The organism is Shinella sp. S4-D37, from assembly GCF_040812195.1.
Taxonomy (GTDB): domain Bacteria; phylum Pseudomonadota; class Alphaproteobacteria; order Rhizobiales; family Rhizobiaceae; genus Shinella.
Map to the genome: position 1 here is coordinate 67,994 of NZ_JBFNXL010000002.1, position 24,438 is coordinate 92,431.

Genomic DNA, 24,438 nt, shown 5'->3' on the forward strand with positions numbered 1-24,438 from the left:
AGCGTGCGTGGTCTTCCCTTTCCTGATCAGCGGGGACTCAGTTTCCAACAAGGCGCCTTCCTGCTGAAGGCCTTCGGCCTCATCGACCTCAGCGAGGCGCAGTGGACGGTGCTGTTTGCCGACATGCTCGCGCTGGCCGGCGGCTAACCGTGAAGCGTGGCGGCGAGGATCGCCGGGATCATGCCGCCGGCCTGAAGGATGGCGACCTCGCGGTCCGTCTCCACCGCGGCCCGGCCGGTTATGGCCCGGCGCGAACCGTCCGGCCGCAGCAGGCTCACGCATATCGCGCCGCGCGGCTCCACCCGCCTCGCGTCGATCTCGATCCGGTCCGTCGCCTCCGGCAGGAAGGGCGTGTCGCGGTCGATCACGATGGGAAGGACGCCCATGCCCACGAGGTTGGTGCGGTGGATGCGTTCGAAGCTGCGGGCGAGCACGGCGCGCACGCCGAGCAGCGCCACGCCCTTGGCCGCCCAGTCGCGGGATGAGCCCGTGCCGTAGCGCTCGCCGGCGATGAGGACGACCGCGCGGCCTTCGGCGCGATAACGCTCGGCGATGTCCCAGAGCGGACCTTCCTCCAGCGTCGGGGCGTGGACGGTGCGCGAGGCCGGGCGGCCGCCGATCAGGGCGTTTGCGGCGGTCGGGTTGTCGAAGAGGCCGCGCACCATGGCCTGCCAGTTGCCGCGCCGGGCCGCGTAGACATTGAGATCGGTCGGCGGATCGCCGCGTTCGACGAGGTGCCGCCCGGCTATGCTGCCGGCCGCGATCTGGCCGGCCGGCGAGATGTGGTCGGTCGTCATGTCGTCGCCCAGCACGAGCAGCGGATGGGCCGTATAGGCGCCCGGCCGGCTTGCCGGGCCTGCGGCGGCAAAGGGCGGCCGGCGGATATAGGTGGAGGCCTCCGCCCAGGGGAAGCGCGCGGCGCGCGGCGCGTCGAGCCGCTGCCAGGGCTCGTAGACCCCGGCCTGCTCGAAGGCCTCGCGAATGTCCTGCGGATTGGAGAATCCCCGCACCACGGCGTCGATTTCCGCGTCGGAGGCAAGCAGCTCGCGGAGGCGGACGGGCGCGCCGTCGGCGTCCCGCGCGATTTCTGCCTTCATCGGATCGGGCACCACCCTGCCGATGAGCGACAGCGCGACGACGAGCGGCGGGGAGGCGAGGAAGCCGAATTGCAGGGACGGATGCACGCGCCCCGGAAAGTTCCGGTTGCCGGAAAGCAGGGCGCTCGCCACCGTGCCGCCGGCAATGGCCTCCGCCATGTCGGGATGCAGCGGTCCGGAATTGCCGATGCAGGTCGTGCAGCCATGCCCGACGATGCCGAAGCCGAGGGCCTCCAGATCGGGGAGCAGGCCGCTGGCCGAGAGGAACCGTTCGGCGGACGGCGAGCCGGGCGCGAGCGACGTCTTCACCCAGGCGGGTGGGCGAAGGCCGAGGCGGCGGGCCTTGCGCGCGACGAGGCCCGCCGCGGCGAGCAGGCGCCGGTCGGACGTGTTGGTGCAGCTCGTGATGGCGGCAATCGCGATCGCGCCGTCGGGTATGCCTTGCGCCTCGCGCGCGAAGGGCCGGCCGCTCGCCGCCTCCAGCGCCCCGGCGGCCGCGGCGAGCGGCAGCTTGTCCTGCGGGCGGCGCGGGCCGGCCAGAAGCGGCTCGACGCCGGCAAGGTCGAGGTCGAGGATGCGGCTGTAGCGCGGCGCGGCGGCGGGGTCGAACCAGAGGCCGAGCGCCTTTGCGGCCGCCTCCACCAGCGCGCAATGGTCGGCCGTGCGCCCGGTCTCGCGAAGATAGGCGACCGTCTGCGCGTCGATCGGGAAGAAGCCGGTCGAGGCGCCGTATTCCGGCGCCATGTTGGCGACCACCGCCCGGTCGCCGCCGGTGAGCGTGGAGACGCCCGCGCCGAAGAACTCGACGAACTCGCCGGCTATGGCGTGCCGGCGCAAGAGGTGGGTGACCTCGAGCGCGAGGTCCGTCGACAGGATCCCGGGCCGCAGCCTGCCGGTGAGCCGCACGCCCACCACGTCGGGAATGCGCAGCGTCACCGGCATGCCGAAGAGCACGCTCTCGGCCTCCAGCCCGCCGACGCCCCAGGCCAGCACCCCGATGCCGTTGATCATCGGCGTGTGGCTGTCGGTGCCGATGAGCGTGTCGGGCACGGCCCAGCGTTCGCCGTCGCGCTCCTCGATGCGGATGACGGTGGCGAGCTGTTCGAGGTTCAGCGTGTGCATGATGCCGGTTCCGGGCGGATGGACCCGCACGCCGGGCAGCGCGGCGGTCGCCCATTTCATCAGCCGGTAGCGCTCGCTGTTGCGCTCCATTTCGCGGCGCATGTTGTGTTCGCGGGCGCCGGGGCGGCCGTACCAGTCGACCGCCACGCTGTGGTCCACCGAGACGTCGACGGGCAGAACCGGCGTCAGCGCGGCAGGATCGCCGCCGGCTTCCGCGACGGCGTCGCGCATCGCCGCGATATCCACCAGCGCCGGCACGCAGGTCGTGTCGTGCATCAGCACGCGGGACGGGTGGAAATCGACCTCCACCTCGCTCGTGCCCTCGTCGAGCCAGCGGTCGAGCGCTTCGGTGAAGGCGGCCAGCCGGCCGGGCTCGCGCCGCGCGACGTTCTCCAGCAGGATCCGCAGCACGACCGGCAGGCGTTCGAGCCGGCCCTGGAAGACCTCGTCCAGCGGGACGAGCCGGACCGTTTCCTCAGCCGTTTCGATCCGCTGCGCCATTGGAGACTCCGAAAAGTGATTTTTAATATCTAAAAAGCCAATTATGTATGAATGTCAATTGAAAACGGGCCAGCCATTGGCTTTTATACCGCCAGACATGCAAAGAAACCGGCCCCTTGTTTCTTTTGCGCCGGCCGTGGAATAACCTGCGCCACACGCCCTCAGACAGATCCGGGACACGAAAGACATGCGCTCCAGCCAGCTTGCCCAGACGATCGCCAACGAAATCACCCTTCTCGTCACCTCCGGCGAGCTTGCGGTGGGCGACCATGTGAAGACCCAGCAACTGGCGGACCGGTTCGGCGTCTCGCGCTCGCCGGTGCGCGAGGCGATGGACATGCTGGCAAGCCAGGGGCTGCTGGAGCAGAAGGAAAACCGCGGCTTCTTCGTGCGGGAGATCGCCGGCGGCATCGTCGAGCGGGTGCGCGACGATGCCGAGCCGTTCGAGGTGGCGAACGACTACCAGCGGCTGGCCGAAGACTGGCTGACGGACCGCATCCCCGCCGAGGTCACCGAGCAGATGCTGCGCGAGCGTTATGAACTGACGAAGTCGCAGCTCAACGACGTCCTGATGCGCGCCACCCGCGAGGGCTGGGCGGAGCGCAAGCAGGGTTATGGCTGGCGCTTCCTGCCGGTGGCCAAGACGCCGGAGGCCTTCGAGCAGATCTATCGCTTCCGCATGCTGATCGAGCCGGCCGCCATGCTGGAGCCGGAATTCCGCCTCGACCGGAAGATCATCGAGGAGCAGCGGCGCATCCAGCAGCGCATGCTGGACACCGATATCGAGCGCCTGCCGGCCGAGCGCCTGCTGCACAACGGCGCGTTCTTCCACGAAGAGCTGATCAAGATGTCGAACAATCCGTTCTTCCATCTCTCGCTGGTGCGCGTGAACCGCATGCGCCGCCTGCTCGAATACCGCTCGCGCGTCGACCGCAGCCGCACGGTGCGGCAATGCCAGGAGCATCTCGGGATCCTCGATCTTCTCGAGCGCGGGGAGATCGTCGAGGCCTCCTACACGATGCGCCGGCATCTCGGCGGCGCGCTGTCGAAAAAATCTCCGGTCGCCTGGTCCTGGTCGCACCAGGCGCATGAAAAAGAGGATGCCGAAAAATAAGGATTGCATTTTTGAATTAAAAAAGCCAATACTGCTCCCGTGACATTGCGCGGCGCTATCGCGCGTCGCCTCATGGGAGATGGATCTGATGAAAATATTCGTGACGCCGTGTGACGGGATCGGTCCCGAGATCACTGCGGCAACCATGGAGGTCCTGAAGGTCGCGGACGCGGCCTTCGGCCTCGGCCTCGAATACCACTTCGAGGACACCGGCTTCACCAGCCTTGAGAAATTCGGTACGACCCTGCGCGACGAGACGATCGAGCGGGCGCGCACCTTCGACGGCATCATCCTCGGCCCGCAGTCGCACATGGATTATCCGCCCCGCGACAAGGGGGGCGTGAACGTCTCGGCCGGCTTCCGCGTCAAGCTGGACCTCTATGCGAATGTGCGCCCGGCGCGCTCGCGCCCCTTCCTCAACGACGCCAAGACGATGGACCTCGTCATCATGCGCGAGGCGACGGAAGGGTTCTATCCCGACCGCAACATGTTCGCCGGCACGGGCGAATTTATGCCGACGCCGGATGTCGCCCTGTCGGTGCGCAAGATCACGGCGTCCGCCTGCGAGCGCATCGCCCGCCAGGCCTTCCTGCTCGCCATGAAGCGGGGCAGGAAGGTGACAGCGGTCCACAAGGCCAACAATTTCATCCTCACGGACGGCCTGTTCCTGCAAGAGGTCCACAAGGTCGCGGCCGAGTTCCCGGAGGTCGCGCTCAACGAGGTCATCATCGACGCGATGGCCGCCCATCTGGTGCGCGATCCCTCGCGCTTCGACGTGATCGTCGCGACGAACTTCTATTCGGACATCCTGTCGGACCTTGCCAGCGAGCTTTCCGGCAGCCTCGGCCTTGCGGGCTCGATCAACGCCAATGCCGAGACCGGCCTCGTCTGCGCCCAGGCCCAGCACGGCTCGGCCCCGGACATCCAGAACAGGAACATCGCCAACCCCACCTCGCTCATCCTGTCGACCGCGATGATGCTGAGCTGGCTCGGCGAGCAGCGCGGCCTGCCGCAGTTCGAGGCGGCGGGTACGGAGATCGAACGGGCCGTCGACGAGGTCCTCGCCAATCCGGGCTCGCGCACGCGCGACCTCGGCGGCACCACCAATACCGACGTCTTCGGCGCCCGCGTGGCGGGTGCGGTTGGAAACGGCGACGGCGAGCGCAAGCGCGCCTGACGGCGTTGTTTGTGTTTTGGACTGTCAAAAACCAAAACACGGGCATGGAGGATGCGAGGCCAGGGAGTGGCCCTCGCGCATTGCCCGCGGCCGCTTCCGGGCGCGGGCCTGATCTTTGGGAGAAGAGATGATGAACAGCAACCTATCCGCCCGCGCGGCCGCCCTTGTGCTCGGCACCGCGCTCATGGCCGCCTTCGGCGCCTCGGCCGAGGAGCTTCCGGCCGGCTATCCGGCCGACTATGCGGCCATCGTCGCCGCTGCGAAGCAGGAGGGCACGGTCTCGATCTACACCTCGACGGACGCGGCCCAGTCGCAGAAGCTGCAGGACGGCTTCACCAGGAAATACGGCATCAAGATCGCCTATAACGACCTCGGCACGAACGGCGCCTACAACCAGGTGATCTCCGAGGCCGCCGCGAGCCAGACGACCGCCGACGTGGTCTGGAGCTCGGCCATGGACCTCCAGATGACGCTGGTGCAGGACGGCTATGCCGGGGAATACGCCTCGCCGGAGGCCGGCAACGTTCCCGCCTGGGCGAACTACAAGAACATGCTCTACGGCACGACCGTCGAGCCGGTCGGCGTCATCTACAACACCAAGGCGCTGTCGGAGGACAAGCTGCCGAAGACCTATGCCGACCTGATCGCCTTCCTGAAGGACAACAAGGCGGAGCTTGACGGCAAGGTCGCGACCTTCGATCCGGAAAAGAGCGGTTCCGGCTTCCTCCACCACTCCAACGATGCGCGCCACCGCGCGGATTTCTGGGATCTCGCCAAGGCCATGGGCGAGAACGGCGCGAAGATCTATTCCAGCTCGGGCGGCATGAAGGAGACGGTGGTCTCGGGCGAGAACGTCATCGCCATCAACATCATCGGCTCCTACGCGCTGGACTGGGTGAAGGAGAGCCCTAACCTCGGCGTGCATTTTTCGACCGACTATACGCCGGCCTTCTCGCGCCTCGCGCTGATGACCAAGGATGCCCCGCACCCGAACGCGGCAAGGCTCTTCATCGATTTCATGCTGTCGAGCGAAGGCCAGTCGCTGCTCGCCGAGGGCGGCCTGCCCTCCGTGCGCGAGGACGTGACCGCCGGTCTCAACATCAAGACGCTGAACGAGCGTGTCGGCGGCGGCCTGAAGCCGATCGCGGTCGATGAGGGCGTGCTCGAATACATGGACCCGGCCAAGCGCGTCCAGTTCTTCAACGACTGGAAGGCAGCCCTCGGCCGCTGATGTCCTGCCGGCCGCAGCGCGCTCGCGCCGCGGCCGGCCCCGCCACCCTTTGCGAGAGGCAAGAATGTCTACCCACGCTCAAGCGCCGGCCGCGCTGGACCTGTCCAGGGCCGCGGCCGAAAAGAAATATCCGGCAAGGATGCCGCGCCACGGCAATGCCAGCCTCTTCAGGCGCATCGTCATCGGGCTCCTGGCCATCGCCGTCCTGGCGCCGGTCGGCCTGATCATCTACCAGAGTTTCCTGACGGCGGCCTTCTTCAGCCCGCGCGCGCGGTTCGGCCTCGATGCCTATGTCTATGTCTTCACCGACAGGAATTTCTACAAGGCGCTCGGCACCACGGCGGTCTTCTCCTTCGGCATGGTCGCCATCGCCGTGCCGCTCGGCGGCCTGCTCGCCTTCCTCGTGACGCGCACGGACATCAAGGGCAAGCGCCTGCTTGAGATCCTGGTGCTGGTGCCGATGTTCATCTCGTCAATCGTGCTGGCCTTCGGCTACACGGTGTCGGTCGGGCCGACCGGCTTCGTCTCGCTCTTCATCCGCGGCGTCCTCGGCTTCGTGCCGTGGAACATCTACAGCCTGCCGGGCATGATCCTGATCGCCGGCCTCAGCCATGTGCCGCACGTCTATCTCTACGTCTCCTCGGCCATGCGCAACCTGCCGTCGGACCTTGAGGAGGCCGCCCGCACCACGGGCGCCTCCATCTGGCAGGTCTCGCGCGACGTCACGCTGCCGATGGTCCTGCCGGCACTGATCTTCGCGGCCGCGCTCAACATCCTTCTCGGCTTCGAGACCTTCGGCATTCCGCTCGTCCTCGGCGATCCGAACGGCATCATGGTGCTCACCACCTATATCTACAAGCTGACGACGCTGTTCGGCACGCCCACCTACCAGTTGATGGCCGTGGTCGCCGTCGTGCTCATCCTCATCACGCTGCCGCTCGTCTGGATGCAGCGCAAGCTCCTGCGCAATGCCCGCAAATATGCCGCGATGGGCGGCAAGGGCGCACGCGTCGCCACCTTGAAGCTCGGCACCAGCGGCCAGGTCATCGCGCTGTCGATCATCGGCTTCTGGCTGTTCGTGTCCGTCGTCCTGCCGATCGGCGGCATTGCGGTGCGCGCCTTCGTCGATGCCTGGGGCGAGGGCGTCAACCTGTGGGACCAGCTCACCTTCTCGAATTTCGACCGCATGTTCGAAGTGCCGAGCCTGGTGCGCGGCATCGTCAACACCGTGCTGCTCTCCGTCGTCGGCGGCGCCGTGGCGGTCGGCATCTACCTGATGGTCGGCCTTGCGGGACACCGCAACTGGGGCCTGTCGAACACCGTGCTCGACTATATCGTGCTCCTGCCGCGCGCCCTGCCGGGCCTCGTCATCGGCCTCGCCTTCTTCTGGGTGTTCCTCTTCGTGCCGCTTCTGACGCCGCTGCGCCCGACGCTGGCCAGCCTGTTCATCGCCTATGTCGTCGTCGGATTGTCCTACGGCCTGCGGCTTCTCCAGGGCACGCTCATCCAGGTGGCGCCGGAGCTGGAGGAATCCGCCCGCACCACCGGCGCCACGATCGGCCGCACCTGGAAGGACGTGGTGATCCCGATCGTCCGGCCCGGCCTTGCCGGCGCCTGGGCGCTGATCATGATCATCTTCCTGCGCGAATATGCGACGGGCGTCTACCTCATGGGCGCCGGTACGGAGGTCATCGGCTCGCTGATGGTCTCGCTTCTCCAGACCGGCGCCATGAACACCATCGCCGCCCTTTCCCTCATCAGTATCGTCTTGACGGGCGCGGGCCTTGCCCTCGCCCTCCGTTTGGGAGCCAAAATCCATGACTGAACTCGTCGTCAGCAATGTCCAGAAGTGGCTGGGCGGCTTGCAGATCCTGAAGGGCGCGTCGTTCACCGCGCAGCGCGGCTCCATCGTCGCCCTGCTCGGGGCCTCGGGCTCCGGCAAGACGACGCTGTTGCGCTGCGTCGCCGGCCTCGAACAGCCGGAGATCGGCCAGATCGTCATCGGCGGCAAGACCGTGCTCGACGGCGAGAAGAAGCTCGCCTTGCCGCCCGAGCAGCGCAATATCGGCCTCGTCTTCCAGTCCTACGCGCTCTGGCCGCACCGCACGGTGAAGGAGAATGTCGGTTACGGCCTGAAGCTGCGCAACGTTGCGCAGGCTGGTATCGAAAAGCGCGTCCAGGCGATCCTGGAGCGCATGGGCCTCGGCCATCTTTCCGACCGCTTCCCCTCGCAGCTTTCGGGCGGCCAGCAGCAGCGCGTCGCGATCTGCCGGGCGCTGGTCTATGAGCCGCGCGTGCTGCTGCTCGACGAGCCCTTGTCCAACCTCGATGCGAAGCTGCGCGAGGAGGCCCGCTACTGGATCCGCAAGCTGATCCTCGATCTGGAGATCTGCGCCATCCTCGTGACGCACGACCAGAGCGAGGCGCTGGCCGCCGCCGACAATATCCTGCTCCTGCAGGACGGCCGGATCGTCCAGCAGGGCGGGCCGCAGGAGATCTATTCCAACCCGAACAGCTTCTATTCGGCGGATTTCCTCGGGGCCAACAACATCGTCAGCGCCAGGGTGAAGGCCGTCGACGGCAGGGTGGCCGTCATCGGCGGCGACAACTGGAGCCTCGACGGCACGGTGCGCGAGGCGGCCGGCCTCAGCGCCGCTGAGGAGGCCTGCGCCGTCATCCGCGTCGAACAGATCAGCGTCAGCGACAGGCCGGAAGCGGGCGGCCTCGAAATGGACCTCGACGACAGCATCTATCTCGGCGACCGCTGGGAATATCGCCTCAGCCGCGGCGATTTCGTCGCCAAGGCGCACGGCGCAAGGCAATTGTCCCCGGGCAAGGTCTGGGCGCGCATCCCCCCGGAAAGCGTCTGGGTGTTCTCGGCCGGCCAGTAGGGCCGCCGGAACGGAAGGGAAAGCCATGTCGAAACCGCCCCGCATCACCCTCGTCCACGCCACGCCGATCGCGATGGAGCCGATCCGGCTCGCCTTCGCCGCGGCCTGGCCGGAAGCGGACCTCGTCAACCTGCTGGAGGACAGCCTGTCGCCCGACAGGGCCCGGCAGGACGAGATCACCGATGCGCTGGCGGCGCGCATCGCGGCATTGACGGCCTATGCGCGGCAGATCGGCAGCGATGCGGTGCTCTTCACCTGCTCGGCCTTCGGGCGGGCGATCGAGCAGGCGGCGGCAACGGTCGACATCCCCGTGCTGAAGCCGAACGAGGCGATGTTCGAGGCGGCGATACGGCAGGGCGGCAGGACCGCCATGCTCTACACCTTCCCGCCGGCCCGCGCGGGCATGGAGGCGGAGTTCCGCGAGGAGGCCGCGCTGACGGACCCCGGCGCGGTGCTGGAAAGCTTCCTGGTGGAAGGCGCCATCGAGGCGGTGCGGGCCGGCGACGTCGAGACCCACAATCGGCTGGTCGCTTCCGCCGCCGCCGAACTGTCCGGTTTCGACAGCATCGTCCTTGGCCATTTCTCCACGGCGCGGGCCCTGCAGGCCGTCCGGGCGGTGACGGACATTCCCGTCCTGTCGAGCCCGGACGCCGCCATAGACAAGGTGAAGCGCCTTCTCGGCGTCGCCTGACATTTTCGCGGAAGGACCATTCATGCTGCTGGGCGTCATTGCCGACGATTTTACGGGGGCGAGCGACATCGCCAACACCCTTGCCAGGGGGCTGCCGGGGGAGGGCGGCCTCAGCACGGTGCAATATCTCGGCATCCCCCGGGAAAGGGTCGATCGCTCGGTCGAGGCCGGTGTCATCGCGCTGAAAAGCCGGTCGATCCCCGCCGCTGCCGCGGTCGAGCAATCGCTCGCCGCCCTTTCCTGGCTGCTCGACCAGGGCTGCCGCCAGATCGTCTTCAAATATTGCTCGACCTTCGATTCTACGCCGCAAGGCAATATCGGCCCCGTCGCCGAGGCGCTTGCCGACGCGCTCGGGGTCAGGGGCGTGATCGCCTGCCCGGCCTTTCCGGGTGCGGGCCGGACGGTCTACCAGGGGCATCTCTTCGTCAGGAACCGGCTTCTCCACGAATCCGGCCTGCAGAACCATCCGCTCAACCCGATGACCGATGCGGACATCCGCCGCTGGCTGCGACTCCAGACGGCGACGGAGGTCGGCCATGTCGATCTCGCCACCGTCCGGCGCGGCGCGGCCGGGATCGCGGCGGCGCTGGAGGCCGAGGGGCAGAACGGGCGGACCCTCGTCGTCGTCGATGCGGTCACGGACGAGGATCTCGTCGCCATCGGCCGCGCCGCCGCGGCGCACCGGCTCGTCACCGGCGGCTCGGGCATCGCGATGGGCCTTGCCGCGACCTTCATGGCCGAAGGGCTCGCCCGCGGCGCGGGAGCGGGCAGGGCCGGCATTACCGGGCCGGAGGCGATCCTTGCCGGCAGCTGCTCCGGCGCGACGCGCGAGCAGGTGGCGATCCACGCCCGCACCCACCCGACGCTCGCCGTGGACGTCGCCGGCGTGATGGACGGCCGGGTCACGACGGCGGACCTCGTGTCCTTCCTGCTCGCCCATGCGGGCGAGGCGCCGCTCGCCTATTCCTGCGGAACGCCGGAAGAGGTGGCGGCCATGCAGGCGCGCTTCGGGCGCGAAAAGGTCGCAAGCGCACTCGATGCGCTCTTTGCCGAGACGGCGCGGCGCCTCGTTTCGGCGGGCATCCGCCGGCTGGTGGTCGCGGGCGGGGAAACGTCGGGCGCGGTCGTCTCGGCGCTCGACCTCGGTGCGCTGACGATCGGCGCGGAGATCGATCCGGGTGTGCCGGTGCTCGTCTCGGGCGGGGAGCGGCCGGTGGCGCTGGCGCTGAAGTCCGGCAATTTCGGCGCGCCCGATTTCTTCCGCAAGGCGCTGGAAAGGCTTGCGGGGCGATGACGGCGCAGACACGCCCGAAACGGGAGCGGGGCGTCAGGCGGCGCGCTGCGCCAGCTTCGCCACGATCTGGTGGACGATGCCCTCCAGCGTGTCGTCTATATCGACCGTCACGGCATTCTCGTACCCTGCCGGGGGTTCGAGGGCGGCGAACTGGCTGTCGATGAGGCTCGTCGGCATGAAATGGCCGGCGCGCGCCGACATGCGGGCGGTGATCAGCGCCTTGCTGCCGGCAAGATGGACGAAGGTGACGGGGCCGTCCGCCTCGCGGACGATGTGCTCGCGATAGCGGCGCTTGAGCGCCGAGCAGCCGATGATGAGGATGCCGCCGGGCGCGGCCAGCCTTTGGCCGACCAGCGTCAGCCAGGGCCAGCGGTCGGCATCCGTCAGGGGATCGCCGCGGCTCATCTTCTCGATGTTCGCCGCCGGATGCAGGTCGTCGCCGTCGAGATAGGTCGCACCGAGCCGCGCGGCGAGCGCCGCGCCCACCGCCGACTTGCCGCAGCCGGCGACGCCCATCAGCACGATGCGCCGGGTTGCCTCAGAGCGAGGCCGTGATGCCGCCGTCGACATAGAGCACATGTCCGTTCACGAAGGAGGAAGCGTCGGAGGACAGGAAGATGCAGGCGCCGACAAGCTCCTCCACCTTACCCCAGCGGCCGGCCGGCGTGCGCTTTTCCAGCCATGCGGAAAAGGCGGGATCGGCGACGAGCGCGGCGTTCAGCGGCGTGTCGAAGTAACCGGGCGCGATGGCGTTGCATTGCAGGCCGTGTTTCGCCCAGTCCGTCGCCATGCCCTTGGTGAGGTTGCCGACCGCGCCCTTGGTGGCGGTATAGGGGGCGATGCCGGGGCGGGCGAGCGCCGTCTGGACGCTGGCGATGTTGATGATCTTGCCCGCGCCGCGCGCGATCATGTGGCGCGCGACGGCCTGACCGACATTGAAGACGGTGGAGACGTTGGTCTTCAGCAGCCGCTCAAAGGCATCGGCGGGAAAGTCCTCCAGCGGGGTGCGGTGCTGCATGCCGGCATTGTTGACGAGGATGTCGATGGCGCCGACCTCAGCCTCGAAACCGTCGATCGCCGCGCGCACGGCCGCATGGTCGGTGGCATCGAAGGCGAGCGTGTGCCGCGCGCCGAGCGCTTGCGCCGCCGCCGCAAGCCTGGCGGTGTCGCGGCCGTTGAGCACGATGTCCGCGCCCGCGTCGGCAAGGCCCTTCGCCAGCGCTAGGCCGATGCCCTGCGAGGAGCCGGTGACGAGGGCGCGCTTGCCCGTCAGGTCGAAGAGTTGGGTGCTCATGGCGTCTTGTCCCCTGGTTCTCGTCCTTGCGGACGGAAAGCCCTTTACACGTTTTCCTGCACGCGTTGTCAGGAAAAAGCGATCTGCGTCTTCATCGACTGTCCCTTGTCCGAGGCGATCTCGAAAGCCTTCAGGGCCTCGGCGAGCGGCAGCGTATGGGTGATCAGCGGCTTCACGTCGATCAGGCCGCCTGCATCAGCGAGATGGCGACCGCGAACTCCTCATGGAAGCGGAAGGAGCCGCGCAGGTCCAGTTCCTCGGCCGTGATCGCCATCATGGGAAGGCTCGTCTCGCCGCCAAGGCCGAGCTGGACGATGACGCCGCGCGGGCGCAGCGCATGGATGCCCGCAACGAGCGCTGCTTGAGCGCCGGAGCATTCGTAGAGCACGTCGAAACAGCCCTTGTTCTCGCTGAACCGGGCGAGGCCTTCGCGGTCTTCCGACAGGTTGACCGCGCGGGCAAAGCCGAGCGCCTCTTCGGAAAGGTCGGCGGCGACGATCTCGGCGGCGCCGGCCCGCCGGGCGGCAAGGATCGACAGGGTGCCGATCGGCCCGCAGCCGGTGACGAGCACGCGCTTGCCCAGCATCTCGGCGGCATCTGCGTGCCGGCGGCTGACGACGGTCGATGCCGGGGCGCGGCTGATCGTGCGCGACAGCAGCCGCTGCGGCCCTCAGCGGGATCCGGAGGCCGTCGCCGTTTCCCGGCGAAAGCCGGCCGGGCTCTTGGCCGTCCACTTGCGGAAGGCGCGGTGGAAGGCGCTGGGTTCGGAAAAGCCGAGCCGGGCGGCGATCTCCCCGACCCCGAGCGTCGTCGTCTGCAGCAATTCGACGGCGAGGTCGCGCCGGATCTCGTCGCGGATCGTCGCATAGGTCCGGCCCTCCGCCTGCAGGCGGTGCCGGAGGGTCGAGGGCGACATGCGCATCTGCGCCGCCAGGTCGTCGAACGCGCCCCACGAGGCGGGCGGCACCTGCCGCAGCCGCTTGCGGATGGCGGCGGCAAGGCCCGCATCGTAGCGGTATCGCACGAGGATATTGGCCGGCGCGTTGCGCAGGAACTGCTTCAACGCCTGCTCGCTGCGCGCGATCGGCAGCTTCAACACGGAGGCATCCAAGGCGAGCCGGGAGACCGCTTGCGAAAAGCGCACCGGCGCGCCGAAGAAAAGCCGGTAATCCGCGCCGTGATCGGGCTCGGCACAGCGGAAATCGACCATCCGCAGGGGAATGCGGCGCCCGACGAGCCAGCACGCGATGCCGTGCAGCAGGATCCAGTAGGCGCGGTAGGCGAAGGCCGAGCGCCCGTCCGCCCGATCCGTCAGCACGATCTGCGCCAGCCCGTCGGCGATCTCGACATGCCCCGCAGGGTCTTCCAGCACCACGTTGAGGAAACGCAGCGCACGCCGCAGCCCCTGGTCGAGGGTTTTGGCATGCAGGACGCAATGGCACAGCAGGGTGAAGCTGCCGCACCGCATCGGCCGTCCGCCCATGCCGAAGAACTCGTCGTCCATTTCGGCGGCGATCGCCAGCCACAGGGCGCCGTAGCCTTCGGCGGAGATCGGTCCTTCGATCCGGGCGGGCAGGCCGATGGCGGCCAGCACCTTTTTCGGCGATTTCCCCTGCCGTCTCAGGCAATCGAGCGCCTCTTCCACGAAGAAAGGCGATATCATGCGCCGTCCGGTTTCCGTCATCGTCATGCCCTGCGAAATGTGGTAAAACTGGCCGAAAATTCGCGGCGCTTCGGTCATCGCATGCAATATCGCACCGGCCTAGAGTGACGCAAGCCGGACAGGCCCCGGATGCCTGGGACCAGCCCCGTCGAAATCGAATGCGCTGGAGGAGAGCCGCATGTTGATCCGCGACAAGACCTTCGTCGTCACCGGCGGTGGTTCGGGCCTCGGCGCTGCCGTGGCGCGCATGCTGGCGGGCGAAGGGGCGAATGTCGTCATCGCCGACGTCAATGCCGATGCCGGGGCCGGCATCGCCGCCGGGCTTGGCGCAAACGCGGCCTTCATCAAGACCGACGTCACGCAGGAGAAGGACGGCGAGGCCGCCGTCGACCGCGCGCTGGAACGCTTCGGCCATCTCAACGGGCTGGTGAACTGCGCCGGCGTCGCGCCCGGCGAGAAGGTGATCGGTCGCGACGGGCCGCACCGGCTCGACAGTTTTGCCCGCACCGTCGGCATCAATCTCATCGGCACCTTCAACATGATCCGGCTGGCAGCAGCAGCCATCGCGAAAGAGGAGCCGGGGGCGGACGGCGAGCGCGGCGTCATCGTCAACACGGCCTCGGTCGCCGCCTTCGACGGGCAGGTCGGCCAGGCGGCCTATGCGGCCTCCAAGGGCGGGGTTGCCGCCATGACGCTGCCGATCGCCCGGGAGCTGGCCCGCTCAGGCATCCGCGTCGTCTCCATCGCGCCCGGCATTTTCGAGACGCCGATGATGGCCGGCATGCCGCAGGAGGTGCAGGATTCGCTGGGGCGGAGCGTGCCTTTTCCGCCGCGCCTCGGCAGACCGGTGGAATTTGCGGCCCTGGTGCGCCACATAGTCGAGAACGTCATGCTGAATGGCGAGGTCATCCGCCTCGACGGCGCGCTGCGCATGGCGCCGCGCTGAGGCCGGTCCCGGGAGGTTTCATGATGCTGCAGGATCCCATCGTCATCGTCGGTTCGGCCCGCACCCCGATGGGCGGCTTCCAGGGCGACCTCAAGGACGCCACCGCGCCGGAACTCGGCGCGGCCGCCATCCGCGCCGCGCTGGAGCGCAGCGGCGTCAGCCCCGATAGCGTCGAGGAGACGGTCTTCGGCTGCGTACTGCCGGCAGGCCAGGGCCAGGCGCCGGCCCGGCAGGCGGCCATCGGCGCGGGTCTGCCGTTTTCCGCCGGGGCCACCACCGTCAACAAGATGTGCGGCTCGGGCATGAAGGCCGTCATGCTGGCGCATGATTTCATCGCCGCCGGCAGCGCCTCGATCGCCGTTGCCGGCGGCATGGAGAGCATGACGAACGCGCCCTACCTGCTCGATAGGGCGCGCGGCGGCTACCGGCTCGGCCACGGCCGCGTCATCGACCACATGTTCCTCGACGGGCTGGAGGACGCCTATGACAAGGGTCGCCTGATGGGCACCTTCGCCGAGGATTGCGCCGAGGCCTACCAGTTCACCCGCCCCGCGCAGGACGACTATGCCGTGACCTCGCTCACCCGCGCCCGCGACGCCATCGAGAGCGGCGCTTTCAATGGCGAGATCGTCCCCGTCACGGTGGGCCGCGCGAAAACCGTGGTCGGCCGCGACGAGCAGCCCGGCAAGGCGAGGCTGGAGAAGATACCGACGCTCAAGCCCGCCTTCCGCGAAGGCGGCACGGTGACCGCGGCGAACGCCTCCTCCATCTCCGATGGCGCGGCGGCGCTGGTGCTGATACGCCGCTCGCAGGCGGAACGCGAGGGTCTTACGCCGCTCGCCACCATCGTCGGCCATGCCACGCATGCGCAGGCGCCCAATCTCTTCGCGACCGCCCCCATCGGCGCGCTGAGGAAACTTGCCGAACGCACCGGCTGGAACCTTGGCGATGTCGACCTGTTCGAGGTCAACGAGGCTTTCGCCGTCGTCGCCATGGCGGCGATGCGCGACCTAGACCTGCCGCATGACAAGGTGAACGTCCACGGCGGCGCCTGCGCGCTCGGCCATCCCATCGGCGCTTCCGGCGCGCGCGTGCTCGTCACGCTGCTTGCCGCGCTGCAACGCTACGACCTGAAGCGCGGCATGGCGACGCTCTGCATCGGCGGCGGCGAGGCGACGGCGGTCGCCATCGAGCGGCACTGAACGGAGGCCGGACATGATCCTGACGGAACAGCAGACCCAGATCCGCGACATGGCGCGCGATTTTTCCCGCGAGCGGCTCGCGCCGGGCGCCGCCGAGCGCGACAGGCAGAGCCGTTTTCCGCGCGAGGAGTTGGCGGAAATGGGCGAACTCGGCTTCCTCGGCATGCTGGTGCCGGAAGCCTATGGCGGGTCGCAGACGGGCGCGGTCGCCTATGCCGTGGCGCTAGAGGAGATCGCCGCCGGCGACGGTCCCTCCTCGACCATCATGAGCGTGCACAGTTCCGTCGGCTGCGTGCCGATCCTGAAATACGGCACGGAGGCGCAGAAGGAGCGCTTCCTGCCGAAGCTCGCCTCCGGCGAATGGATCGGCGGCTTTGCCCTGACCGAGCCGCAGGCCGGCTCCGACGCCTCGAACCTGAAAACCCGCGCCCGCCGCGACGGCGACCACTATGTCATCGACGGCGCGAAACAGTTCATCACCTCGGGCAGGAACGGCAACCTCATAATCGTCTTTGCCGTCACCGATCCCGAGGCGGGCAAGAAGGGCATTTCCGCCTTCCTCGTGCCGACCGATACGCCCGGCTACGAGGTCGTGCGCGTGGAAGAGAAGCTGGGCCTGCATTCCTCCGACACCTGCCAGATCGCCTTTTCCGCCATGCGCATTCCCGTCGAAAACAGGCTGGGAGCGGAAGGGGAGGGCTACCGGATCGCGCTCTCGAACCTCGAAGGCGGGCGTATCGGCATCGCCGCGCAGTCCGTCGGCATGGCGCGGGCGGCTTTCGAGGCGGCGCGCGATTACGCCCGCGAGCGCACCGCCTTCGGCACGCCGATCATCGACCATCAGGCCGTCGCCTTCCGGCTGGCCGACATGGCGACGCAGATCGAGGTGGCGCGCCAGATGGTGCTGCATGCCGCCCAGCTGAAGGAGGAGGGTCTGCCCTGCCTCACCGAGGCCTCGATGGCAAAGCTGTTCGCGTCGGAAATGGCGGAGAAGGTCTGCTCCGACGCGATCCAGATCCATGGCGGCTACGGCTACATGGCGGATTACCCCGTCGAGCGCATCTATCGCGACGTGCGCATCTGCCAGATCTACGAGGGAACGAGCGACGTCCAGCGCATCGTCATCGCGCGCAATCTATAGTGTTCGGGCCGTGCCCGTCGCGGGGAGAGCGGCGGGCGTGGCCGACAGGGAGGTACGACAGGGCATGACCGAGGTTCCGCATCTGAGCCTGCACGTCCCCGAGCCGGCGGTCCGGCCGGGCGGCGAGCCGGATTTCTCCAACGTCAGGATCGCGAAAGCCGGCGCGGTGCCGCGCCCGGCGGTCGATGCGGCGCCGGAGGATATCCGCGATCTCGCCTATTCGATCATCCGCGTGCTTAACCGCGACGGCGAGGCGGTCGGGCCGTGGGCCGGGCTGCTTTCCGACGAGGAACTGCTGACGGGCCTGCGCAACATGATGAAGCTGCGCGCCTTCGACGCCCGCATGCTGATGGCGCAGCGGCAGGGGAAAACCTCCTTCTACATGCAGCATCTCGGCGAGGAGGCGGTCGCTTCCGCCTTCCGCAAGGCGCTCAAGAAGGGCGACATGAATTTTCCGACCTACCGGCAGGCGGGGCTGCTCATCGCCGACGACTATCCGATGGTCGAGATGATGAACCAGATCTACTCGAACGAGGCGGATCCGCTGCGCGGCCGTCAGTTGCCGATCATGTATTCCTCCAAGGCGAACGGCTTCTTCACCATCTCCGGCAACCTCGCCACGCAATATGTGCAGGCCGTCGGCTGGGCCATGGCGTCCGCCATCAAGAAGGACACGAAGATCGCGGCCGCCTGGATCGGCGACGGCTCGACCGCGGAATCCGATTTCCACTCCGCCCTCGTCTTCGCCTCCACCTACAAGGCCCCGGTCATCCTCAACATCGTCAACAACCAGTGGGCCATCTCGACCTTCCAGGGCATCGCTCGCGGCGGCTCCGGCACCTTTGCCGCCCGCGGCCTCGGCTTCGGTATCCCGGCGCTGCGCGTCGACGGCAACGATTACCTCGCGGTCTACGCCGTCGCCAGATGGGCGGCCGAGCGGGCGCGGCGCAATCTCGGCCCGACGCTGATCGAATACGTCACCTACCGCGTCGGCGCCCACTCCACCTCGGACGATCCGAGCGCCTATCGCCCGAAGACCGAATCCGAGGCCTGGCCGCTCGGCGACCCCGTGCTCAGGCTGAAGAAGCACCTCATCGTGCGCGGGGTCTGGTCGGAGGAGCGCCATACCCAGGCGGAAGCCGAAATCCTCGACGAGGTGATCCAGGCGCAGAAGCAGGCCGAGAGCCACGGCACGCTGCATGCCGGGGGCAAGCCGTCGGTGCGCGATATCTTCGAGGGCGTCTATGCGGAAATGCCCGCCCATATCTGCCGCCAGCGGCAGAAGGCAGGATACTGACATGGCAAGAATGACGATGATCGAGGCCGTGCGCAGCGCCATGGACGTCTCGATGGGACGCGACGACGACGTGGTCGTCTTCGGCGAGGATGTCGGCTATTTCGGCGGGGTTTTCCGCGCGACCCAAGGCTTGCAGGCGAAATACGGCAAGACGCGCTGCTTCGACGCGCCGATCAACGAATCCGGCATCCTCGGCACCGCCATCGGCATGGCGGCTTACGGGCTGAAACCCTGCGTCGAGATCCAGTTCGCCGACTACATGTACCCGGCCTACGACCAGATCACGCAGGAGGCGGCGCGCATCCGCTATCGCTCCAACGGCGACTTCACCTGCCCGATCGTGGTGCGCATGCCGACCGGCGGCGGCATTTTCGGCGGCCAGACGCACAGCCAGAGCCCGGAAGCGCTCTTTACCCATGTCTGCGGGCTGAAGGTAGTGGTTCCCTCCAACCCCCACGATGCCAAGGGCCTCTTGATCGCCGCCATCGAGGACCCGGACCCGGTGATGTTCCTGGAACCGAAGCGCCTCTACAACGGTCCCTTCGACGGCCATCACGAAAGGCCGGTGACGCCCTGGTCGAAGCACGACCTCGGCGAGGTGCCGGAGGGGCATTACACGATCCCCATCGGCAAGGCCGAGATCCGCCGGTCCGGCAGCGCCATCACCGTCGTCGCCTATGGCACGATGGTGCATGTGGCGCTCGCCGCGGCCGAAGAGACGAGGATCGACGCCGAGGTGATCGATCTCCGCAGCCTCCTGCCGCTCGATCTCGACACCATCGTGCAATCGGTGAAGAAGACCGGCCGCTGCGTCGTCGTGCACGAGGCGACGCTGACCTCCGGCTTCGGCGCGGAGGTGGTGTCGCTGGTTCAGGAGCACTGCTTCTACAGCCTCGAAGCGCCGGTGGTGCGCGTGACGGGCTGGGACACGCCCTATCCGCACGCGCAGGAATGGGACTATTTCCCCGGCCCGGCCCGCGTCGGCCGGGCGCTCAAAGAAGTGATGGAGGGCTGAAGGATGGGCGAGTTCGTCATCAAGATGCCCGATGTGGGCGAAGGGGTGGCCGAGGCCGAGCTGGTCGAATGGCACGTCAAGCCGGGCGATCCGGTGCGCGAGGACATGGTGCTCGCCGCCGTGATGACCGACAAGGCGACGGTGGAGATTCCCTCGCCCGTCAACGGCACCGTGCTCTGGCTCGGCGCCGAGATCGGCGACACGGTGGCCGTGAAAGCGCCGCTGCTGCGCATCGAAGTTGCGGAAGAGGGCGACGCTGAGACCGTAACGGAAGAGGAGCGGCAGCCCCTTCCTTCTCCCCAGCGGGGAGAAGGTGCCCGAAGGGCGGATGAGGGGGTATCTTCCCCCGCGCCGAGCCAGCCGCCCCCCTCATCCGGCCCGGAGCCTGTCCTCGGGCTCGCCTCCGGCAAGACGCGGGGGGGCCACGTTCTCCCCGCTGGGGAGAAGGGAAGTCGTGCCGGACCGGATGTTCATGACAAGCCGCTCGCCTCGCCCGCCGTGCGGCTGCGTGCGCAGGAGGCCGGCGTCGATCTCAGGCAGGTGTCCGGCACCGGCCCGGCCGGCCGCATCACCCATGACGACCTCTACCAGTTCGTCGCGCGCGGCGCGCAGCCCGTCGCTACGCCGGCCGGCCTTGCCCGCAAGACCGGTACGGAGGAGGTGAAGGTCACGGGCCTGCGCCGCCGTATCGCGGAGAAAATGCGGCTCGCCAGCACGCGCATTCCCCACATCACCTATGTCGAGGAGGTGGATGTCACCGATCTGGAAGACCTGCGCGCGACGATGAATGCCGGCCGCAAGCCCGACCAGCAAAAACTGACCATCCTGCCCTTCCTGATGCGGGCGCTGGTCAGGACGCTCGGCGAGCAGCCGGGCGTCAACGCCACCTTCGACGACGATGCCGGCATCGTCACCCGTCACAGCGCCGTCCATATCGGCATCGCCACGCAGACGCCGGCCGGCCTGACGGTGCCGGTCGTGCGCCATGCCGAGGCGCGGACGATCTGGGACAGCGCCGCCGAACTGACGCGTCTGGCCGACGCCGCCCGCAACGGCACCGCCGCGCGCGAGGAGCTTTCGGGCTCCACCATCACCATCACCTCGCTCGGCGCGCTCGGCGGCATCGTCACGACGCCGATCATCAACCACCCGGAGGTGGCGATCGTCGGCGTCAACAAGATCGTGACGCGGCCCGTCTGGGACGGCAGCCAGTTCATCCCGCGCAAGATGATGAACCTGTCGTCGAGCTTCGACCACCGGATCGTCGACGGCTTCGATGCGGCGGTGTTCGTCCAGCGCATCAAGGCCCTCATCGAAACCCCCGCCCTGATCTTCATCGAAGGCTGAGGACATGAAAGAGATCGTCTGCAAGCTCCTCGTCATCGGCGCCGGCCCCGGCGGCTATATCTGCGCCATCCGCGCCGGCCAGCTCGGTCTCGATACGGTCATCGTCGAAAAGGCCAAGGCCGGCGGCACCTGCCTCAATGTCGGCTGCATCCCCTCCAAGGCGCTGATCCATGCGGCGGAGGAATTCGACAAGGTGCGCCACATGACCGGTCCCAACGCGCTCGGCATCACCGTCGAGGCGCCGAAGCTGGACCTTGCCCAGACCGTCCGCTGGAAGGACGGCATCGTCGGGCGGCTGAACAGCGGCGTGCTCGGCCTCCTGCGCAAGGCGAGGGTCAAGATCGTGCACGGCGAGGCGCGGTTTCGCGACGGCAAGACCGTCGAGGTGGAGACCGAGACCGGCACCCAGCTCATCCGCGCCGAGACGGTCGTTATCGCCACGGGCTCCGAACCGGTCGAACTGCCGGCGCTGCCCTTCGGCGGCGCGATCCTCTCCTCCACCGGGGCGCTGTCGCTACAAAGCGTGCCGCAAAAGCTCGCCGTGGTGGGCGGCGGCTATATCGGCCTCGAACTCGGCACGGCCTTCGCCAAGCTGGGCGCGAAGGTGACGGTGGTCGAGGCCATGCCGCAGATCCTGCCGCAATACGATGCCGAACTCGTCAAGCCGGTGGCAAAGCGCCTTGCCGATCTCGGCGTCAGCGTGCTGACCGGCGTCAAGGCAAAAGGTTTTTCCGATGAGGCGCTGGCGGTCGAGACCGCATCCGGCGCGGAAAAGCGCATTGCCGCCGACAAGGTGCTCGTCACCGTCGGCCGCAGGCCGCGCACCGAGGGCTGGGGCCTCGAAGAGCTCGATCTCGACCGCGCCGGCCGCTTCATCCGCATCGACGATCACTGCCGCACCTCCATGCGCGGCGTCTACGCCATCGGCGACGTCACCGGCGAGCCGATGCTGGCGCATCGCGCCATGGCGCAGGGCGAGATGGTGGCGGAGATCGTCGCCGGCCGCAAGCGCGTCTGGGACAAGCGCGCCATCCCCGCCGTCTGCTTCACCGATCCGGAAATCGTCACCGCCGGCCTTTCGCCCGACGAGGCCCGCGCGCAGGGCTACGAGATCCGCGTCGGTCTGTTCCCCTTCAATGCCAATGGCCGCGCCATGACGACCCAGTCCGAAGACGGCTTCGTCCGCGCGGTGGCGCGTGCGGACACCAATCTGGTGCTCGGCCTGCAGGCGGTCGGCGCCGGGGTGTCGGAACTGTCCAGCGCCTTCTCGCTGGCGCTTGAAATGGGCGCGCGGCTGGAGGACATAGCCGGCACCATTCATGCTCACCCGACCCGCAGCGAAGGCTTGCAGGAAGCCGCATTGAAAGCCCTCGGCCATGCCCTCCACATCTGAACCCCAGACCCTGATCGAGCGCACCGGCACGCTCGGCCGCATCCGGCTCAACCGGCCGAAGGCGCTCAACAGCCTGACGCTTGCGATGGTCCGTGACATCGAGAAGGCGCTGGATGCCTTCGAAGAGGATCCCCGTGTCGCGGCGGTGCTCATTTCCGGTGAGGGCGAACGGGGGCTGTGTGCCGGCGGCGACATCCGCATGATCTATGACGGCGGCAGGGCCGGCTCGCCGGAGCCCGTCGATTTCTGGCGCGAGGAATATCGCCTGAACGCGCGCCTCGGCCGGCTCGAAAAGCCCTTCGTCGCCTTCATGGACGGCATCGTCATGGGCGGCGGGGTCGGCGTTTCGGTCTATGCCGGCCACCGGGTCGTCACCGAGCGCACCCGCTTCGCCATGCCCGAGACCGGCATCGGCTTCTTCCCCGATGTCGGCGCCTCGTGGTTCCTCACGCGCAGGCGGGACGAACTCGGCACCTATGCCGGATTGACCGGCGAGCCGCTGGCCGCCGCCGACGTCATCGCCTTCGGCCTTGCCGACAGCCATGTGCCCTCGGACCGCCTGCCGGATCTGGCCGAAGCCCTGTCCCGCCTGCCGGCATCCGCCGGAGGGGCCGATGTGTCGGCCGCGATCGACGCCTTTGCGGAGGCGCAGTCCCCGGGCGGGATCGCGACGCAGCAGCCATCGATCGACCGCCTTTTCGCCTTCGACACGATCGAGGAGATCATTGACGCGCTTGCAAGGGACGGGTCGGCTTTCGCTGAAAGGACGCTCGCCGTCCTGCGGACGAAATCGCCGCTCAGCCTGAAAGTGACGCTGCGCCTGCTCCGCCTCGGACGGCAGGAGGCCGCGCTCGAAACCTGCCTGGAACGGGAGTTTTCCGCCACGGCGGCCGTGCTGCGCAGCCATGATTTCTATGAGGGCGTCCGCGCCGCGGTCGTCGACAAGGACCGCAACCCGCAATGGCGCCCGGCGCGCCTGGACAAGGTCACGGAGGAGGATGTCGCGGCCTTCTTCGCGCCGTCGGCAGAGCCGCTCTTTGCCGCGGATACAGGGAAAGGAGACGGGAAATGAGCACCATCGCCTTCATCGGCCTTGGCCATATGGGCGGTCCCATGGCCGCCAATCTCGTGAAGGCCGGCCATGCCGTGCGCGGCTTCGACCTTGCGGCCGCCTTGCTGGACCATGCCGCGGAACAGGGGATTTCGGCCACCGCCTCGGTCGCGGAGGCCGTTTCCGGCGCTGGCATCGTCATCACCATGCTGCCGGCCGGCGCGCATGTGCTTTCCGTCTGGCACGAGCTCGTTGCCGTCGTGCCGCCGGGCACGCTGCTCATCGACTGCTCGACCATCGACATGGCCAGCGCCCGCAAGGCGCATGCGCTGGCCGTGGCGCATGGCTGTCCCGCGCTCGACGCGCCCGTCTCGGGCGGGACGGGGGGCGCATCGGCCGGCACGCTCACCTTCATGGTGGGCGGAGACGCGGCGGTCTTCGCCGGCGCGAAGGCATTGTTCGAGACCATGGGCAGGAAGGTCATCCATTGCGGCGGCGCTTCCGCCGGCCAGGCGGCGAAAGTCTGCAACAACATGATCCTCGGCATCAGCATGATCGCCGTCAGCGAGGCCTTCGTGCTCGGCGAGCGGCTCGGCCTTTCGCCCCAGGCGCTGTTCGACGTCGCTTCGGTCTCCTCCGGCCAATGCTGGTCGCTCACCACCTATTGCCCCGTGCCGGGACCGGTCCCCGCCTCGCCGGCCAATCACGGCTATGAGCCGGGCTTCGCCGCAGCGCTGATGCTGAAGGACCTGAAGCTTTCGCAGGCGGCCGCGCAGGATGCAGGCGCGATGACGCCGCTCGGCGCCGCGGCGACGGCGCTCTACCAGCAGTTCGCCGACGAGGGGTTCGCCGGCAAGGATTTTTCCGCCATCATCACCCTGCTGCGCGACAAGACGGACACGCGATAGGCGGCAGGCCGTCATCTTGTCGAGGGGGACCGCGGCGAACTTTCCGCCACGGCCGATTGCCGC

Annotated in this window: 21 protein-coding genes and 1 pseudogene; 17 read left to right on the forward strand and 5 right to left on the reverse strand. The window is 68.1% G+C overall.

Translation table 11 applies throughout. The features are described from left to right. The first annotated feature begins 3 nt into the window (after positions 1–3). The gene (locus AB3G45_RS02250; protein ID WP_367829038.1) at positions 4–147 is read left to right on the forward strand and encodes a hypothetical protein; all 144 of its coding nucleotides are present in this window, start codon (positions 4–6) and stop codon (positions 145–147) included. Here AB3G45_RS02250 and acnA read toward each other — a convergent pair. After that, entirely contained in the window at positions 144–2,720 is a 2,577-nt protein-coding gene (acnA, locus tag AB3G45_RS02255; protein ID WP_367829039.1) for an aconitate hydratase AcnA, read from the reverse strand. The genes AB3G45_RS02250 and acnA overlap by 4 nt on opposite strands. A 187-nt stretch (positions 2,721–2,907) precedes the next feature. Here acnA and AB3G45_RS02260 point away from each other — a divergent pair, with 187 nt between their 5' ends. From AB3G45_RS02260 to otnK, 7 genes are all read left to right on the forward strand, one after another. Next, positions 2,908–3,834 carry a GntR family transcriptional regulator gene (locus tag AB3G45_RS02260; protein ID WP_367829040.1) on the forward strand — a complete coding sequence of 309 codons (927 nt, stop codon included), beginning with the start codon at positions 2,908–2,910 and terminating at the stop codon, positions 3,832–3,834. An 88-nt stretch (positions 3,835–3,922) separates the two neighbouring features. Beyond that, positions 3,923–5,011, forward strand: a complete 1,089-nt coding sequence (locus AB3G45_RS02265; RefSeq protein ID WP_367829041.1) for an isocitrate/isopropylmalate dehydrogenase family protein — start codon at positions 3,923–3,925, stop codon at positions 5,009–5,011. Between the two features lie 127 nt (positions 5,012–5,138). Further along, complete coding sequence (locus tag AB3G45_RS02270; RefSeq protein WP_367829042.1) at positions 5,139–6,242, forward strand: ABC transporter substrate-binding protein; 1,104 nt, start codon at positions 5,139–5,141, stop codon at positions 6,240–6,242. 64 nt (positions 6,243–6,306) lie between these two features. Then, positions 6,307–8,067 (forward strand): ABC transporter permease, encoded by a 1,761-nt coding sequence (locus tag AB3G45_RS02275; RefSeq protein ID WP_367829043.1) that lies wholly within the window; start codon positions 6,307–6,309, stop codon positions 8,065–8,067. Continuing rightward, complete coding sequence (locus AB3G45_RS02280; RefSeq protein ID WP_367829044.1) at positions 8,060–9,133, forward strand: ABC transporter ATP-binding protein; 1,074 nt, start codon at positions 8,060–8,062, stop codon at positions 9,131–9,133. The genes AB3G45_RS02275 and AB3G45_RS02280 overlap by 8 nt, the downstream gene beginning before the upstream one ends. 25 nt (positions 9,134–9,158) lie before the next feature. Then, positions 9,159–9,824 carry an aspartate/glutamate racemase family protein gene (locus AB3G45_RS02285; RefSeq protein WP_367829045.1) on the forward strand — a complete coding sequence of 222 codons (666 nt, stop codon included), beginning with the start codon at positions 9,159–9,161 and terminating at the stop codon, positions 9,822–9,824. Positions 9,825–9,846: 22 nt separating this feature from the next. After that, on the forward strand, positions 9,847–11,118 hold the full coding sequence (gene otnK, locus AB3G45_RS02290) for a 3-oxo-tetronate kinase (protein ID WP_367829046.1): 1,272 nt from the start codon (positions 9,847–9,849) through the stop codon (positions 11,116–11,118). 33 nt (positions 11,119–11,151) lie between these two features. Here the strand turns inward: otnK and AB3G45_RS02295 are convergent, their stop codons facing one another. The 4 genes and pseudogenes from AB3G45_RS02295 to AB3G45_RS02310 all read right to left on the reverse strand — a co-directional run bounded on the left by AB3G45_RS02295 (position 11,152) and on the right by AB3G45_RS02310 (position 14,153). Next, positions 11,152–11,634, reverse strand: coding sequence for a gluconokinase (locus AB3G45_RS02295; protein ID WP_367829331.1), 483 nt, complete (start codon positions 11,632–11,634; stop codon positions 11,152–11,154). Positions 11,635–11,656: 22 nt separating this feature from the next. After that, on the reverse strand, positions 11,657–12,412 hold the full coding sequence (locus AB3G45_RS02300; RefSeq protein ID WP_367829047.1) for an SDR family oxidoreductase: 756 nt from the start codon (positions 12,410–12,412) through the stop codon (positions 11,657–11,659). A 68-nt stretch (positions 12,413–12,480) separates the two neighbouring features. Beyond that, a pseudogene (locus tag AB3G45_RS02305) lies at positions 12,481–13,007 on the reverse strand (zinc-binding dehydrogenase); the annotation flags it as partial. Positions 13,008–13,082: 75 nt separating this feature from the next. Beyond that, complete coding sequence (locus AB3G45_RS02310; protein ID WP_367829048.1) at positions 13,083–14,153, reverse strand: AraC family transcriptional regulator; 1,071 nt, start codon at positions 14,151–14,153, stop codon at positions 13,083–13,085. A 100-nt stretch (positions 14,154–14,253) separates the two neighbouring features. Between AB3G45_RS02310 and AB3G45_RS02315 the strand changes: the two genes are divergently transcribed. From AB3G45_RS02315 to mmsB, 9 genes are all read left to right on the forward strand, one after another. Then, positions 14,254–15,021: a 3-hydroxyacyl-CoA dehydrogenase gene (locus tag AB3G45_RS02315; protein ID WP_367829049.1), complete on the forward strand. Its 768-nt coding sequence runs from the start codon at positions 14,254–14,256 to the stop codon at positions 15,019–15,021. 20 nt (positions 15,022–15,041) lie between these two features. Then, the gene (locus tag AB3G45_RS02320; protein ID WP_367829050.1) at positions 15,042–16,223 is read left to right on the forward strand and encodes an acetyl-CoA C-acyltransferase; all 1,182 of its coding nucleotides are present in this window, start codon (positions 15,042–15,044) and stop codon (positions 16,221–16,223) included. A 13-nt stretch (positions 16,224–16,236) separates the two neighbouring features. Continuing rightward, on the forward strand, positions 16,237–17,364 hold the full coding sequence (locus AB3G45_RS02325; RefSeq protein WP_367829051.1) for an acyl-CoA dehydrogenase family protein: 1,128 nt from the start codon (positions 16,237–16,239) through the stop codon (positions 17,362–17,364). 64 nt (positions 17,365–17,428) lie between these two features. Next, positions 17,429–18,661: a 3-methyl-2-oxobutanoate dehydrogenase (2-methylpropanoyl-transferring) subunit alpha gene (locus AB3G45_RS02330; protein WP_367829052.1), complete on the forward strand. Its 1,233-nt coding sequence runs from the start codon at positions 17,429–17,431 to the stop codon at positions 18,659–18,661. Position 18,662: 1 nt separating this feature from the next. Then, positions 18,663–19,676: an alpha-ketoacid dehydrogenase subunit beta gene (locus AB3G45_RS02335; protein WP_367829053.1), complete on the forward strand. Its 1,014-nt coding sequence runs from the start codon at positions 18,663–18,665 to the stop codon at positions 19,674–19,676. Positions 19,677–19,679: 3 nt separating this feature from the next. Next, complete coding sequence (locus AB3G45_RS02340; protein ID WP_367829054.1) at positions 19,680–21,023, forward strand: dihydrolipoamide acetyltransferase family protein; 1,344 nt, start codon at positions 19,680–19,682, stop codon at positions 21,021–21,023. Positions 21,024–21,027: 4 nt separating this feature from the next. Further along, a complete protein-coding gene (gene lpdA, locus AB3G45_RS02345; RefSeq protein WP_367829055.1) occupies positions 21,028–22,416 on the forward strand; it encodes a dihydrolipoyl dehydrogenase in 1,389 nt (462 codons plus the stop codon). Next, positions 22,400–23,488: an enoyl-CoA hydratase/isomerase family protein gene (locus AB3G45_RS02350; protein WP_367829056.1), complete on the forward strand. Its 1,089-nt coding sequence runs from the start codon at positions 22,400–22,402 to the stop codon at positions 23,486–23,488. The genes lpdA and AB3G45_RS02350 overlap by 17 nt, the downstream gene beginning before the upstream one ends. After that, the gene (mmsB, locus tag AB3G45_RS02355) at positions 23,485–24,375 is read left to right on the forward strand and encodes a 3-hydroxyisobutyrate dehydrogenase (protein ID WP_367829057.1); all 891 of its coding nucleotides are present in this window, start codon (positions 23,485–23,487) and stop codon (positions 24,373–24,375) included. Before AB3G45_RS02350 ends, mmsB begins: the two co-directional genes overlap by 4 nt. Positions 24,376–24,438 lie beyond the last annotated feature (63 nt).